Source organism: Microbacterium insulae, assembly GCF_042677065.1.
GTDB lineage: Bacteria > Actinomycetota > Actinomycetes > Actinomycetales > Microbacteriaceae > Microbacterium > Microbacterium insulae.
On sequence record NZ_JBHTII010000001.1, the window covers coordinates 1,190,922 to 1,204,883 of the forward strand.

Annotated in this window: 12 protein-coding genes; 1 reads left to right on the top strand and 11 read right to left on the bottom strand. The window is 71.1% G+C overall.

Annotated features, from left to right (window positions below; translation table 11 throughout):
* Positions 1-53: 53 nt before the first annotated feature.
* The 8 genes from ACFQ0P_RS05690 to hisC all read right to left on the bottom strand — a co-directional run bounded on the left by ACFQ0P_RS05690 (position 54) and on the right by hisC (position 8,351).
* Positions 54-923 carry a metal ABC transporter permease gene (locus ACFQ0P_RS05690; RefSeq protein WP_204981139.1) on the bottom strand — a complete coding sequence of 290 codons (870 nt, stop codon included), beginning with the start codon at positions 921-923 and terminating at the stop codon, positions 54-56.
* Positions 920-1,735, bottom strand: a complete 816-nt coding sequence (locus ACFQ0P_RS05695; RefSeq protein WP_204981140.1) for a metal ABC transporter ATP-binding protein — start codon at positions 1,733-1,735, stop codon at positions 920-922. The genes ACFQ0P_RS05690 and ACFQ0P_RS05695 overlap by 4 nt, the downstream gene beginning before the upstream one ends.
* The gene (locus tag ACFQ0P_RS05700; RefSeq protein ID WP_204981141.1) at positions 1,732-2,754 is read right to left on the bottom strand and encodes a metal ABC transporter solute-binding protein, Zn/Mn family; all 1,023 of its coding nucleotides are present in this window, start codon (positions 2,752-2,754) and stop codon (positions 1,732-1,734) included. Before ACFQ0P_RS05700 ends, ACFQ0P_RS05695 begins: the two co-directional genes overlap by 4 nt.
* A gap of 149 nt (positions 2,755-2,903) precedes the next feature.
* Complete coding sequence (locus ACFQ0P_RS05705) at positions 2,904-3,569, bottom strand: GntR family transcriptional regulator (protein WP_204981142.1); 666 nt, start codon at positions 3,567-3,569, stop codon at positions 2,904-2,906.
* A gap of 127 nt (positions 3,570-3,696) precedes the next feature.
* Positions 3,697-5,061 carry a dihydrolipoamide acetyltransferase family protein gene (locus ACFQ0P_RS05710; RefSeq protein ID WP_204981143.1) on the bottom strand — a complete coding sequence of 455 codons (1,365 nt, stop codon included), beginning with the start codon at positions 5,059-5,061 and terminating at the stop codon, positions 3,697-3,699.
* Between the two features lie 13 nt (positions 5,062-5,074).
* Positions 5,075-6,100, bottom strand: coding sequence for an alpha-ketoacid dehydrogenase subunit beta (locus tag ACFQ0P_RS05715; RefSeq protein WP_204981144.1), 1,026 nt, complete (start codon positions 6,098-6,100; stop codon positions 5,075-5,077).
* On the bottom strand, positions 6,097-7,239 hold the full coding sequence (locus ACFQ0P_RS05720) for a thiamine pyrophosphate-dependent dehydrogenase E1 component subunit alpha (RefSeq protein ID WP_204981145.1): 1,143 nt from the start codon (positions 7,237-7,239) through the stop codon (positions 6,097-6,099). Before ACFQ0P_RS05720 ends, ACFQ0P_RS05715 begins: the two co-directional genes overlap by 4 nt.
* A complete protein-coding gene (gene hisC, locus ACFQ0P_RS05725; RefSeq protein WP_204981146.1) occupies positions 7,236-8,351 on the bottom strand; it encodes a histidinol-phosphate transaminase in 1,116 nt (371 codons plus the stop codon). The genes ACFQ0P_RS05720 and hisC overlap by 4 nt, the downstream gene beginning before the upstream one ends.
* Before the next feature lie 108 nt (positions 8,352-8,459).
* Here hisC and ACFQ0P_RS05730 point away from each other — a divergent pair, with 108 nt between their 5' ends.
* Positions 8,460-8,852, top strand: a complete 393-nt coding sequence (locus ACFQ0P_RS05730) for a phage holin family protein (RefSeq protein ID WP_204981147.1) — start codon at positions 8,460-8,462, stop codon at positions 8,850-8,852.
* 4 nt (positions 8,853-8,856) lie between these two features.
* Here the strand turns inward: ACFQ0P_RS05730 and ACFQ0P_RS05735 are convergent, their stop codons facing one another.
* The 3 genes from ACFQ0P_RS05735 to ACFQ0P_RS05745 form a co-directional block, all read right to left on the bottom strand.
* Positions 8,857-10,194: a hypothetical protein gene (locus ACFQ0P_RS05735; RefSeq protein ID WP_204981148.1), complete on the bottom strand. Its 1,338-nt coding sequence runs from the start codon at positions 10,192-10,194 to the stop codon at positions 8,857-8,859.
* Complete coding sequence (locus ACFQ0P_RS05740; RefSeq protein WP_204981149.1) at positions 10,191-10,469, bottom strand: hypothetical protein; 279 nt, start codon at positions 10,467-10,469, stop codon at positions 10,191-10,193. The genes ACFQ0P_RS05735 and ACFQ0P_RS05740 overlap by 4 nt, the downstream gene beginning before the upstream one ends.
* Before the next feature lie 142 nt (positions 10,470-10,611).
* The gene (locus tag ACFQ0P_RS05745; RefSeq protein ID WP_204981150.1) at positions 10,612-13,869 is read right to left on the bottom strand and encodes an ExeM/NucH family extracellular endonuclease; all 3,258 of its coding nucleotides are present in this window, start codon (positions 13,867-13,869) and stop codon (positions 10,612-10,614) included.
* Between the last annotated feature and the right edge of the window lie 93 nt (positions 13,870-13,962).

Below are 13,962 nucleotides of genomic sequence, written 5' to 3' on the forward strand. Positions count from 1 at the left end.
CGGGAGTCTACTCGCGGGGTCTGGACGTCTCCCGGGCGCGCCCTGGGAGGCGCTCACGCGAACGCTGCTTCTCGCGCCACGCGGTCGCGGCGCGCGCCGACCACTCGGCACACCACGTAGATCGCGAACGAGATCGTGGTGATGTAAGGGCTCACCGGCAGGGTGCCCATGATGGCGAGGAGAATGCCGCCGACGGCCGACACGAATCCGAACAGCGCCGCCAGCACCGGCACCGACAGGGGGCCGGTGGCCACGCGCATGGCCGCCGCCGCCGGGGTCACGAGGAGCGCCATCACCAGCAGCGCCCCGATGATGTGGACGGCGACGGCGACGATCAGACCGAGGAGCAGCATGAAGGCGAGCGACACCGCCGTCGTCGGCACGCCGCGCGCCGCGGCGGACTCCGGGTCGAGCGAGTCGAACCGCAGCGGGCGCCAGATCGCGAGCAGTCCGAGCAGGGCGAAGGCGCTGATCACGATGAGCCAGCCCAGCTGTCCGGACTGCACCGACACGATCTGACCGGTCAACAGGCTGAACCGATTGGCGCTGCGCCCGTCGTAGAGGGAGAGGAACAGGATGCCGAGACCCAGCCCGAACGGCATGAGCACGCCGATGATCGAGTTCCGGTCGCGCGCCCGCGCACCGAGCCAGCCGATGATCGCCGCCGCGACGATCGATCCGACGATCGAGCCGGTCACGACGTCCCAGCCGATCAGAAGTGCGGCGGCGGCGCCGGCGAAAGACAGTTCGCTGATGCCATGAACCGCGAACGCCATGTCGCGCTGCATCACGAGGACGCCGATCAGACCCCCGACGAGGCCGAGCACGGCCCCGGCCCACACCGAGTTCGACACGAGCGCGAGGATGTCGCCGTAGACGGGCAGCCCGCCGAACATGGCGTCCCCGACGTCGTCCCAGTTCATGCGTGGTCCTCGTCGTGGTGGTGGTGGGATGCCTCGGCATCCGGCGCGCCGACGACCACCAGCCGATCGCCCGCCCGCAGCACGAAGACGGGTGCCCCGTAGAGGTCCGTCAGGGTCTCCGAGGTGAGCACCTCGTCGGGCGTGCCGAGGGTGAAGCGACCGTTGGCGATGTAGAGGATGCGGTCGACGCTGCCCAGCACGGGGTTGATGTCGTGGGTGACGAGCAGGACCGCGGCATCCTTCTCACGGCGGTGCCGGTCGATGAGGCCGATGATCGCCTGCTGGTTGGCGAGGTCGAGGCTCGTGAGCGGTTCGTCGCACAGCAGCAGGCCGGGGTCGTCGGCGAGCGCCTGGCCGGCGCGCAGTCGCTGCTGTTCGCCGCCCGAGAGCTGGCCGACGGGGCGGTCGGCGAAGGCGCCCGCACCCACCGCGTCGATGAGCGCGTCGACGCGCGCGTGGTCACCGCGCCGGGGGAACGGCATCCCGAAGCGATGGCCCGACACCCCGAGCGTGACGAGGTCGCGTCCGCGCAGGGCGGTGTCGGGCGGGAGGGGGCGCGACTGCGGCAGGTAGCCGACCCGGCGGTTGCCCCGCCCGCGGACGGACTCGCCCAGCACCGAGATCGATCCGCCGCTGAGCGGCTCGAGGCCCAGGATCGCCCGCAGGAGCGTCGTCTTGCCGGAGCCGCTGGGCCCGAGGACGGCGATCAGCTCGCCGGGCGCGACGAGGAGGTCGAGCCCGGACCACAGCTCGCGGTCGCCGCGCCGCAGGGACGCGCCGCGGATCTCGAGCGCGGGTGTCGTGCCCGTCACGCCGCCAGTGCGTCCTCGAGCGCCTCGATGTTGGCCTGCATCCACGAGATGTAAGTCTGGCCCTCGGGGAGCGTTTCGGCGAACGCGACGGTCGGGATGCCGTTCGCTTCGGCGTCGGCGACGACCTGCGCGGTCTCGGCACCGGCGGTTTGGGTGTTCGTCGCCACGAGGACGACGTCACCGCTGTCGATGAGCTCGAGCGACTCGAGGAGAGTCGCGGGCGGGACATCCTGCCCCTCCTCGACCGCCTCGCTGAAGGCGGCCGGCGTCACGTCCTCGAGACCTGCCGCGGCGAAGAGGTAGCCGGGCACCGGCTCGGCCGCGAAGACCTTCGCGCCGCCGTAGGTCGCGTCGAGGTCGGCGAGGCTCGCCTCGAGACCCTCGATCTCGACCGCGAACGCCTCGGCGCCTGCGGCATAGGTCTCGGCGTTGTCGGGGTCGAGCTCGGACAGCTCCTCGGCGATCGCCTCGGCGACGTGCTCGACGGTGTGCGGGTCGTACCAGACGTGCTCGTTGAAGCCCTCGACGTGCTCGTGCTCGTGGTCGTGCTCGTCGCCGTGCTCGTGGTCGTGGTCCTCCTCGGCGGCGCCCTCTTCGGTGGCGCCGTCCTCGGTGGAGCCTTCCTCGTCGTGACCGTCGTTCTCCGGCCAGTCGTGCGAGTGCTCGACGGCGGTGACGACCGCAGCCTCGCTGCCGCTCGACTCGATGAGCGCGTCGATGAACGCGTCATACCCGCCCCCGTTCTCGATGATCAGGTCGGCCCGGGAGATGGCGAGCTGGTCCTGCGCGGACGGCTCGAACGAGTGCGGATCCTGCGAGGCGTTCGTGATGATCGAGGTGACTTCGATGAGGTCGCCGCCGATCTCTTCGGCGATCTGCCCGTAGACGTCGGTCGACGCGACCACCGTGAGACCGGCATCCTGCTCGCCCGCGGTGCCGCCGCTCGCGCAACCCGCGAGGACGAGGACGGATGCTGCGGCCAGGCCGAGCAGCGGAAGGGGGCGAGGGATCGGGCTCATGCTCGCCATCTTACGGGTACTGATAATCGTTCTCAAGTTGACGAAGTCGCTGCCGTAAGTCCCCAATATCGGGCTCGAACCGTGGCAGCGAGCCCCCGGATCGGCCGACGAACGCAGATGCGAGGAGTTGTGGCTTCGTTGCGGGCGCCTCAGCCCGGGGAGCTCCCCGCGGCCGCGACCGGCAGGCTGTGCCACGTCTGGAACGCCAGCGCAGCCGCCCCGTCCGCGTCGCCGGCGGCGCACAGCTCGATCAGTCGAGCGTGCCGGTCGGCGGACGAGAAGCGGTCGACCGAGAGGAACCGGAGCACCTCGGCGCGGCGCAGGACCGGGGTGTAGCGCTCCAGCACGGCGGAGAGGGCGGCGTTGCCGGCGGCAGCGATCAGGACGTCGTGGAACGCGTCGTCGGCCGTCACGGCGGCGTCGGCGTCACCCGCCTCGATCGCGGCGGCGAATCGCTCGTTCGCCGCCCGCATCGCTTCGATCTGCTCCGAGCTGAGTCGCGGCACGGCGACCCGCGCCGCGAGCTCGTGCATCGCCGCGACGACGTCCCGCGCTCCGCGCAGGGGGCCTTCCTCGACGACGGCCACCTCAGTCGAGCGGCCCGGGCGCGCAACGACCAGCCCGCTCTCCGCCAGCCGGAGGAGCGCTTCACGGACGGGCGTCCGGCTGACCCCGAGCCACTCCGCGAGTTCGCCGTCCCGCAGGCTCTCACCCGGAGCGAGCGTGCCGTCGACGATCGCGTCGCGCAGCTGACGGTAGACGTCGTCACGAAGCAGTGAGCGCGCGGCGCGCGCGGGCGAGGACGGGATGGGCATGCAACATATTGCACACACCGGTCTCGTGCGGGTCAAACCCGCGTGCGCACGACGCGAGGCGGCGTGCAGGATTTCGGAGATGTCAGGCCGGCCCGGCGACGCCGGGGCCGGGCCGGGGCACGGCTCCTCAGTCGAGCAGGAGCGCCGGCTCCTCGAGGATCGACGCGACGTCGGCGATGAAGCGCGACATCCCGTCACCGTCGACCACACGGTGGTCGAAGGACCCGGCGACGGTGGTCACCCAGCGGGGCCGGACTTCGCCGTCGACCACCCACGGCTTCTGGCGGATCGTGCCCAGCGCGACGATGCCCGCTTCGCCGGGGTTGATGATCGGGGTGCCGGCATCCATCCCGAACACGCCGATGTTCGTGATCGTGATCGTGCCGTTCTGCTGGTCCGCCGGCGTCGTCCGGCCCTCGCGGGCCGTGAGCGTGAGCTTCTCGAGCGCGCGGGCGAGCTCGCGCATCGAGAGGTCCTGCGCGTCCTTGATGTTGGGGACGAGCAGCCCGCGCGGGGTCGCGGCGGCGATGCCGAGGTTCACATACCGGCGCACGCGGATCTCTGCGCCGCCCTCGGCGTCGACCCAGGCCGCGTTGACCATCGGCGTGCGCCGCGCCGCCCAGATCACGGCGCGCGCCATGATGAGGAGCGGGGACACCTTCGTGTCGGCGAAATCCGGCGAGGCCTTGAGGCGCTTGACGAGTTCCATCGTGCGGGTGGCGTCGACATCCGTCCACACGGTCACGTGCGGCGCACTGTACGCCGACTGCACCATCGCCGACGAGGTCGCCTTGCGCACGCCCTTGACGGCGATCGTCTCTTCGCGCGGGTCCGCCGGCGCCGCCGCGACGGAGGGGACGGATGCCGCGGCCCCGGCCGCCGGGACCGGGATCGTCTCCTCGCGCACGTCTCCCCAGTCGGGGGTCTCGATGTTGCGGAACACGCTCGCCTGGGACGCGTGCCGCACGACGTCCTCGCGGGTCACCTCGCCGGCGGGGCCGGTCGGCGCGACGTGCGCGAGGTCGACCCCGAGGTCGCGCGCGAGCTTGCGGATCGGGGGCTTGGCGATGACCCCGACCGACGCCTCGACCCGTTCCTGCGGCGTGACGGCGGGCTTGCGCCGCCGGGACTTCACCTCACCGCCGGTGCCGTAGCCCACGAGCACCGCGCCGTCGCCCTCGGCGGGCTGAGCGGGCTCGGCGGGTGCGCCGTGCTCGGTCTGCCCGACGGTGGCGGGGCCCGAGGCATCCGCTCCGGAGGCGATCGTGATGATGGGCGCGCCCACGTTCACGGTCTGCCCCTCGCCGGCGAGGAGCTCGCCGACGGTACCCGCGAACGGCGACGGCAGCTCGACGAGGGACTTCGCGGTCTCGATCTCGACGAGGACGTCGTTGACGGCGACGGAGTCACCGGGGGCGACGTGCCACGACACGATCTCGGCCTCGGTGAGACCCTCGCCGACATCGGGCAGGACGAACGTCTGCGTGCTCATGGGATCCTCCGGGTCAGTAGGCGAGGGCGCGGTCGACGGCCTCGAGGATGCGGTCCGCGTCGGGCAGGAAGGCGCCCTCGAGCTTGGCCGGCGGGAACGGCAGGTCGAAGCCCGACACCCTCAGCACGGGTGCCTCGAGCGCATAGAACGCCTTCTCCATCACGGTCGCCGCGACCTCGCTGCCCAGGCTCGTGAAGCCGGGCGCCTCCTGCGCGTAGACCATGCGGCCCGTGCGGCGGACGGAGTCGAGGATGGGGCCGTAGTCGATCGGCGACAGCGAGCGGACGTCGACGACCTCGCAGCTGGTGCCCTCGGATTCGGCGAGTGCGGCCGCCTGCAGCAGCGTCGTCACCATCGCGCCGTGCCCGACGAGCGTGACGTCGGTGCCGCGGCGCACGATGCGGCTCGCGTGCAGCGGCAGCGCGCGGGCCGACGTGTCGACCTCGCCCTTCTGCCAGTACTTGGCCTTCGGCTCGAGGAAGATCACCGGGTCGGCAGAGGCGATCGCGTCCTGGATCATCCAGTACGCGTCGTTGGCGGTCGACGGGCTCACCACCCGCAGTCCCGGGGTGTGCGTGAAATACGCCTCGGGGCTCTCCTGGTGGTGCTCGACGGCGCCGATGTGGCCGCCGTAGGGGATGCGGATGACGATCGGCATCGAGAGGGCGCCCTCGTGGCGATTGGTGATCTTCGCGAGCTGCGTCGTGATCTGGTCGAACGCGGGGAAGACGAAGCCGTCGAACTGGATCTCGATCACGGGTCGGAACCCGGCCATCGCGAGGCCGATCGCGGTGCCCACGATTCCGGACTCGGCGAGCGGCGTGTCGAGCACCCGGCGATCGCCGAACTCGGCCTGAAGCCCCTCGGTGACCCGGAAGACGCCGCCGAGCTTGCCGATGTCCTCCCCCATGAGCAGCACGTGGTCGTCGGCGGCGAGCGCGGCGCGCAGACCGGCGTTGAGCGCGCGGCTGATCGGCATGGTGACGGGGGCGACGGATGCCGCGGCATCCGTCTGCGCAGGACTGGTCGTGGTGCTCATGCCGCACCTCCTTCGAAGGATGCCTCGTAGTCGGCGAACCAGCGCCGCTGCTCCTCGACGAGCGGATGCGGTTCGGAGTAGACATGGGCGAACATCGAGTCCGCCTCCAGCCCGCCCAGCGCATTCGTGCGGGTGCGGACGTCGTCGGCGAGCGCACGCGACTCCTCCTCGACGTCGGCGAAGAAGGCGTCGGATGCGCCCCGGCCGCGCAGGAACGCCGTCATGCGCGCGATCGGGTCGCGGCGACGCCAGGACTCCTCCTCGTCGGAGGTGCGGTACTTCGTCGGGTCGTCGCTCGTGGTGTGCGCGCCCATGCGGTAGGTCATCGCCTCGATCGCGCGGGGTCCGGCACCGGCGCGCGCCTCGTCGAGGGCGGTCTTGGTCACCGCCCAGCTCGCGAGAACGTCGTTGCCGTCGACGGGGATGCTCGGCATCCCGTAGCCCTCGCCGCGCAGGTACAGCGGCGCACGCGACTGGGTGGCGACGGGGACCGAGATCGCCCACTGGTTGTTCTGGAGGAAGAAGACCTCGGGCGTGCGGTAGCTCGACGCGAACACCATGGCTTCGTGCACGTCGCCCTGGCTGGAGGCGCCGTCGCCGTAGTAGACGATGACGGCCTCGTCGCGGTCGGGGTCGCCGGTGCCGCAGCGCCCGTCGAAGACGAGACCCATGCCGAAGCCGGTCGCGTGGAGCGTCTGCGCGCCGAGGACGAGCGTGTAGATGTGGGTGTTGCCGTTCTTGGGATCGGTCGGATCCCAGCCGCCGTGCGTGAGACCCCGCATGAGACGGATGATGTCGAGCGGATCGACGCCGCGGATGCGGGTCACGACGTGCTCACGGTAGGACGGGAACAGGTGGTCCTGCGGGCGCGCCGCCCGCGCGGAGCCCACCTGCGCCGCCTCCTGCCCGAAACTGGGCGGCCACAGGGCGAGCTGACCCTGGCGCTGCAGATTGGTCGCCTGCACGTCGAATGCCCGGATGACCGCCATGTCGCGGTAGAACGTCTCGAGCATGTCGTCGGAGAGCCCGTCGACGAGGTCGCGGTAGGGCTCGGCCGCGGGCGAGGGCGAGAAGGATCCGTCGGCCTCGAGGAAGCGCACGGTCGCGGCATCCTGCGCCGTGGTGTCGCCGGTCGTCATCGGCCACCTCCGATCCCGCGGTGACCCGTCGGGAGGTCGCGCACCGCCGCGGCGGCGACGGCCAGCACCTTCTCGGTCGACTCCTCCTCGCCGATGGTGATGCGGATGCCGTCGCCGGCGAACGGCCGGACGATGAGACCCCCGTCGTCGAACGCCTGCGCGACGGCGAGGGTCTCGTCGTGGGCGGGCAGCCAGACGAAGTTGCCCTGCGCGTCGGGCACGCGCCAGCCGGCATCGCGGAGGCCGGCGACGACGCGGTCGCGGCGCTCGGCGATCGCGCGGACGCGCTCGAGCAGCTCCTCCTCGGCATCGAGACTCGCCAGCGCCGCCTCCTCGGCCTGCGCGGTGACCGAGAGCGGGATGGTCGTGCTGCGTGCCGCGTCGAGGATGCGCGGGTGTCCGATGGCGTAGCCCACGCGCAGACCGGCGAGCCCGAACGCCTTGGAGAAGGTGCGGAGCACGACGACGTTGGGGTGACGGGCGGCCGACAGCACCCGCGTGCCGTCGACGGCGGCCGGATCGGTGACGAACTCGGCATACGCCTCGTCGAGCACGATGAGGACGTCGTCGGGAACGGTCAGCGCGAAGGCGTCGAACTCCTCCTGTGTGACGACGGGCCCGGTCGGGTTGTTGGGGCTGCACACGATGACGACGCGCGTGCGATCGGTGATCGCCGCCGACATCGCGGGCAGGTCGTGACGCGAGTCCTCGGTGAGCGGCACGTGGACGGCGGTCGCACCCGCCACCACGGCGAGCCACGGGTACGCCTCGAACGACCGCCACGCGTAGACGACCTCGTCTCCGGGGGCACAGGTCGCCTGGACGAGCTGGGCGAGGATCGACACGCTCCCGGCTCCGACGTGCACGTCGTCGAGCGCCACGCCGTATCGCTCGGCCAGCCGGGTGCGCAGGCGCGTGGCCGAGGCATCCGGATAGCGGTTGACGCTCGTCGCCGCACGGATCGCCTCGACGACGCCGGGCAGCGGGTCGAAGGGGTTCTCGTTGCTCGACAGCTTGAAGGCTTCGTCCCCGGCCTGACGGCCCTGCTTGTAGGGGGGCAGCGCGGCGATCTCGGGGCGGACGCGAATGGGGATGTCAGCGGCGTCGGTCACCCTGCCGAGTCTACGAGCGGCACGGCGCGGCACGTGAGGATGCGAGGACGTCCGAACACACGCCCCGTCGTCCTCGCACCGAGGACGGCCGCGTGCCAGACTTCGGCTATGGGATTCCTCATCCGCGTCGTCGTCAACGCGTTCGCGATCTGGGTCGTCACCCTGATCACGGCGCTGCAGGTCACGATCATCCCGTTCCCCCCGGGAGAAACGCTCCAGCTGGTGATCACGCTGCTCGTCGTCGGCGCGATCTTCGCCCTCGTGAACACGCTCATCGGCACCGTCATCAAGGTGCTGGCCTTTCCGCTCTACATCCTCACGCTCGGGCTCATCGGGCTGCTCATCAACGCGTTCCTGCTGTGGCTCACCGCGTGGATCACGAGCTTCTGGAGCTGGGGGCTGCGCGTCGAGGACTTCTGGCTCGGTCTGGTCGCGGCGATCCTCATCTCTCTCATCAACTGGGTGTTCGGCATCATCCTGCGGCCGAAGCGCGACGACTGACCGCTCACCCATCGAGACGCTCCGCCGTGTATTCGACGGCCTCGACGGAGACCGCCCGGTCGAGGTCGGCGAGCGTCGAGTGCAGGACTTCAACGCGGGGGTCGCCCGACGCGTCGGCGAGCGCCGCGGTCTCGGCGTAGGCCGACAGCCGGTGCGCGGGAATCGTGCCGTCGTGCACTCCGGACGCGGGATCGGCCTCGCGCTCGACGATGAAGCTCCCCGGGGTACCGACCGGCGCGACGTGCCCGCCTCCCGCGAGGGCAGCCACGGGATCATCGGTGTGGCGCAGCCCGACCGACAGCGTCCCGGGTCCGACGTCCGCCTCGACCGGCGAGCCGAACGTGACGTGCGTACGGGTGTCGTAGCCGCCCTCGAGCGCGAGATGGGAGGTGATCATCGCCCCCTGCGAGTGACCGAAGGCATGGACGACGTCGCCCGGCCGCGCGCCGGCGTCCTCGAGGGCGGCCGTGGTGGCCTCGTACGACGCGGACGTCCGGCCCGAGTAGAGCTGCGCGTTGGAGAGGTTGTCCCACGGATCGCGGCCTCCGACGCTCGATGACTGCATGCCGGCGACGTAGACCGCATACTGCCGCGAGCCGTCGGCCATCGTGTACGTCTCGACGCGCACCCGCGCCGTGCCGCCCGTCGGCACGCGGGCGGCGGCATCCGCGAGGCTCGTGGGAGCTGCCGTGGGCGTCCGGACGGCGACCGGCGTGACGGAGACGGGCTCCGCCGACCCCGTGAGGCGCGCGTCGCGGGCGAGCCGCCCGGTGCCGCCGACGCCGGCGATCGCCCCGAGGGCGATCGTGCCCAACCCCGCCGCGGCGCCCGAGAAGATCGCCACGCGCCGATCGAGCTCCTCGCCAATGATCATGCCGTTCTCGGTGGCCTGCCGCACCAGGTCCGACGGCCACATCACCGCTCGTTCGAAGTCCGCGCCGAGTGCGGCGCCGTTCGCGTCGGGATAGAGATCCATCAGCTCGTCGCGCCGCGCGTCGAGCCGCTCGACGGTCGGACGGTCGCCGGCGAACACGGCCGCACGGTGTTCGGCGTTGATCTCCACCAGCTCGTAGATCGCCGCCGCTTCGCGGAGCGCGTCGGCGATCCGCCGTGCCCCCGCGATCGAGTCGGCCATGGACCTGCTGAGCACCGACGCCGCACTCACCGCCTCCCACGACAGCTGGTCCTGTCCGTGGAGCATGTTCTGGAGGCAGCCGAGCCGGTGCCGGAGTCCACCCAGGTAGTCCGCCGCCGAGGCGAAGCGCCCCGCGGTGTCCCGAAGGGTCTCGGTGTCGACCGCGACCGCGCCGCCGCCGAGGATCTCGAGGTCGGAGCTCGTCACCGCTCCGTCTCCCGCTGCCAGATCGCGGCATCCCTCGCCCTGACTGTCGCGAGGCGGGCGGTCTCGGCGAGACACACCATGCCCGACACGTCGCCCGCCCAGTGCGTCGCGAGGGCGTGAAACGCTGCGGCGGCGCGGGCTCTCCACTCCGTCGCGGCCGCGAGGGAGCGCGCGATGGCAGCGGCTTCTTCCAGCCGCGCGCTCAGGTCGCCGAGTTCGCGCGCGACGATCTCGAGTCGGGAGGCGGTCGAGGACGGCACGAGGAGGTCGGTCATCCAGCCATGTTCATCCCCCGCCCGCCGTCACGAGGGCCCGTGCGCCACCCCTGTGGAACGTCGGTCGCGCGGGCGGTGCTGTGCAGGAACGGCGGACGCCGCCCTCCCGCGAAAGGAGGGCGGCGTCCGTGTCAGGCGCGAATCAGAGGAACGAGATCAGCCCCTTCACCCCGACCACGACGTACGCGGTGTCGGTCGCGGTGTTGCCCGCAGCATCCGTCGCCGTGTACGTGAACCGGTAGATCGCGCCGTTCACGGCCTTCACCGAGAAGGTGCGGTCGTCGATCTGCGTGACCTTCGCACGCGGCTTGCCGTTGGTCTGCACCTCGGTGAGCTCGACCGTCACGTCGCCGCTGTCGTCGGTGGCGTGCACCCACACCTTGACCGTGCGCTCCTTGTTGTTGGGCACGAGGATGAACGTCGGCAGCGCGAGGGCCTCGATCTTCGGAGCCGTCGTGTCGGGCGGGGTGAGCTCCAGGCCGACGACGACCGGATCGTGGTCGCTGGACCGGTACGGGTCGGCTGCGAAGAGCGCGTCCTGCGCCGGCTGCTTGAACGACATGTCGTAGTCGATCAGGCTCGGCTCGTCGGCGTTGATGTTCCACGGCGAGGCTCCGGTCACCTCGGCGACGAGCCCGGGTCCGGCGAGCGCGTGGTCGAGGTAGCCGTTCTGGCCGTCGAACACGTAGCTGTAGGCATCCTCGCCCTGGTACTCCAGGATGAGGTCGGTGTAGCCCTTCGCCGTCAGCGCGGTGATCGGGTCCTCCTTGTCGTACGCGTTGAGGTCGCCGATGATCAGCTCGCGCCCCACGGTGCCCTGACCGGTCGGGTCGGTGGCGAGCCAGTCGGCGAGCGCATTCGCGGCATCGGTGCGGACGATGTTGCAGTTGCCCTGCAGCGGGTCCGTCGGCTCGCCCGTGCACGCCGAGCCCTTCGACTTCAGGTGGTTGACGACGACCGTGAACGTGCCGCCGTCCGCGTCCGCGAAGGTCTGGGTGAGACCCAGGCGGTTGCGGTTGTCGAGCCAGCGGGGGTCCTTCGACTGGTCCATCAGCTGGAAGTCGCCGACCGGCGTGACCGAGGCGGGCTTGTACATCAGCGCCGTCGTGATGACGTCGGTGCCGATCTTGCCGGTCTCGATGTAGTCGTAGACGTCCGCGCCGAGTTCGTCGTTGAGAGCCTCGGTCAGCGTGGCCAGAGCCTGGCTGTCGTCGTTGTTCTCGATCTCGATGAGGCCGAACACATCGGCGTCGATTTCGGCGAGCGCGGCGACGATCTTCGCCTCCTGCCGCTCGAACTCCTCCGGCGTGTTCGCGCCACGGGCGATGTCGTCGTCGGCGCTCGTGTTCGGGTCGTCCAGCGTCGTGAAGTAGTTCAGGACGTTGAAGCTCGAAACGACCAGGTCGCCGCCGACCTCGGGCACCTCGGGACGCGGGTTGGCGGCCGTGTACGTCGCGCCCTGCGTCGGCTGGATGACGTAAGCCCCGAACCGCTCGTCGAGCACACCCGTCACGTCGGTGACGACGTCGCCGCCGCGGAACGAGTTCTCGAGCGTGAACTCCTCGCCGTTGGGGTGGATCGCCGGGTCGGGGTTCTGAGAACTGCGCCCGTCGTCGATCGTGATCCGCTCGGCGAGGTTCGCCGCCGCGAGCGCCGCCGCGGCCGGGTCGGTCGGCAGATACTTCGCCGTCGGCGTCGACTGACGCGTCAGCCCGACGTCGATCGTGCCGAAGCGCCCGTACTCGAAGTACTCCAGGATCGCGAGGTCCTGGGGGAGCGTCACGTACATGCCCTCCCGCGCCTCGCGCTGCTCCGGCGTGGCCGGGAGGCTGAACTCGACCGCGGCCGGCAGAGCGGTGCCCGTCGCGCACACCTCGACGTCGGCGGCCTCGATCTCGGTGAGGTCCTCGAACTCGGTCACCTCACCCGCGACGCTCACGACGTCGCCGACCGACACCGGGTCGCCGCCGGGCGCGTAGACGAAGACGCCGTCCGACGTGGCGGGGTCGCCGTCGCCGGCATCCTGCACGAAGTAGCCGTTGAAGCCGCCCTCCTGGAAGTCGCCGACGACGGTGCCCTCGATGAGCACGGTCTCGCCCACCTTCGGCGACGCCGCGCCCGAGCCCTGCACGGCCGAGATCGCCGTGGGCTGCACGTCGCAGTCCGCCTCGACATCGGGCGGGTCGACCGGGGGCACGGTGAGCGAGTTCGCCGCGCCCGGCGTGTTCGCCGCTTCGTCGTCGACGAGCGTTCCGGTGAAGCCCGGGATGCCGGCGAGGTCGAAGTCGTTGCGCACCCAGTCCGCGGCCTGGTCGGTGTCGGTGCCGTCGGGGATCCGGGATGCTCCTCCCGGTGCGAAGGAGAGACCGTCGTACGCGACGCCCAGCGTCGTGCCGCCGTAGGTCTTGTCTCCGGTGCCACCGTCGTTCACGGCGATCGCGTCCACGACCTCGAATCCGAGTCCGTCGTCGATGACGCCGTCGTCGTTCGCGTCGATGTCGCTGCCGAGCGCGGGGACCGCGCCGGTGACGAGCAGCAGGCTCATCGAGCCGTTCTCGAGCGCACCGTTCGTGAGCGAGGCGAGAGCGCGGCCCGAGGCATCCACCGTCGGGAAGGAGACGATCTCGTCGACCGTGCCATAGGCGGGGGTCGTGGTGGTGTCGCCCTCGATCTCGAGCACGCGGTAGCCGGAGAGGTCGGTGCCCGGGGTCGCGAGCAGCTCGACGAACTCGACGTCGTCGCCCGCGGTGCTCGCCGAGAACTCGTTGATCACGACGCTTGCCGCCGGCGGCTCCGTGCCGCAGTCGGCCGTGTGGGCGCCGAGCCCGTCGAACGTGTCGACGGCGAAGCCGTCCCACTCGGAGGCGGGGTCGAAGGCGTCGGCGCCGATCGTGTCGCCGACGCACACGTCGGCCTGCCGGCGAAGGGTCGCGTCCTGCGCGCCGGTCGCGTCGGAGCCCCACTCCGTGCCGGGGTCCACGCCGACCTGGCCGAAGATGTCGACGGCGGTGCCGCCGCGGTAGAGGGCGACCACGTCGTCGCCGTTGTACCAGTTGCCCGAGGTGATCTGGTCGCCGTACGCCTTGAGGGCATCGCCGGCGGCGCCGTTGACGAGGACGAACGCATCCTGGGCGGCGACGGTCCCCGCGAGGGGGACGCTGAGCGACGAGGTAGCCGCGCCGTTGAAGAACATCCTGATCGAGTAGGCGCTGAGGTCGACCGGAGACCCGGTGGGGTTGTAGACCTCGATCGCCTTGTTGTTGCTCGAACCCTCGACCACTTCGCTGAGGATCAGCTCGGTCGGGGCTTCGGCAGCCACCGCCGGTGGTGCGATCAACCCGGTCAGGGCGATGGCACCGGCGGCGGTGACGGCGACGGCTGCACGGTGTGAACGGCGCACGGAACCTCCTGGACATGAAGAAAGGCCGGGCGGCCTCTGGCGCCAGGCTAGGCGAGCGCCACACCGCGCGGAAGACTCCGAGGAGGAGAGTTC

Bases quoted from the DNA above. Each gene is read 5' to 3' on its own strand.
- ACFQ0P_RS05690 (WP_204981139.1), bottom strand. From the start codon at position 923: ATGAACTGGGACGACGTCGGGGACGCCATGTTCGGCGGGCTGCCCGTC.
- ACFQ0P_RS05700 (WP_204981141.1), bottom strand. From the start codon at position 2,754: ATGAGCCCGATCCCTCGCCCCCTTCCGCTGCTCGGCCTGGCCGCAGCA.
- ACFQ0P_RS05705 (WP_204981142.1), bottom strand. From the start codon at position 3,569: ATGCCCATCCCGTCCTCGCCCGCGCGCGCCGCGCGCTCACTGCTTCGT.
- ACFQ0P_RS05710 (WP_204981143.1), bottom strand. From the start codon at position 5,061: ATGAGCACGCAGACGTTCGTCCTGCCCGATGTCGGCGAGGGTCTCACC.
- ACFQ0P_RS05715 (WP_204981144.1), bottom strand. From the start codon at position 6,100: ATGAGCACCACGACCAGTCCTGCGCAGACGGATGCCGCGGCATCCGTC.
- ACFQ0P_RS05720 (WP_204981145.1), bottom strand. From the start codon at position 7,239: ATGACGACCGGCGACACCACGGCGCAGGATGCCGCGACCGTGCGCTTC.
- ACFQ0P_RS05730 (WP_204981147.1), top strand. From the start codon at position 8,460: ATGGGATTCCTCATCCGCGTCGTCGTCAACGCGTTCGCGATCTGGGTC.
- ACFQ0P_RS05740 (WP_204981149.1), bottom strand. From the start codon at position 10,469: ATGACCGACCTCCTCGTGCCGTCCTCGACCGCCTCCCGACTCGAGATC.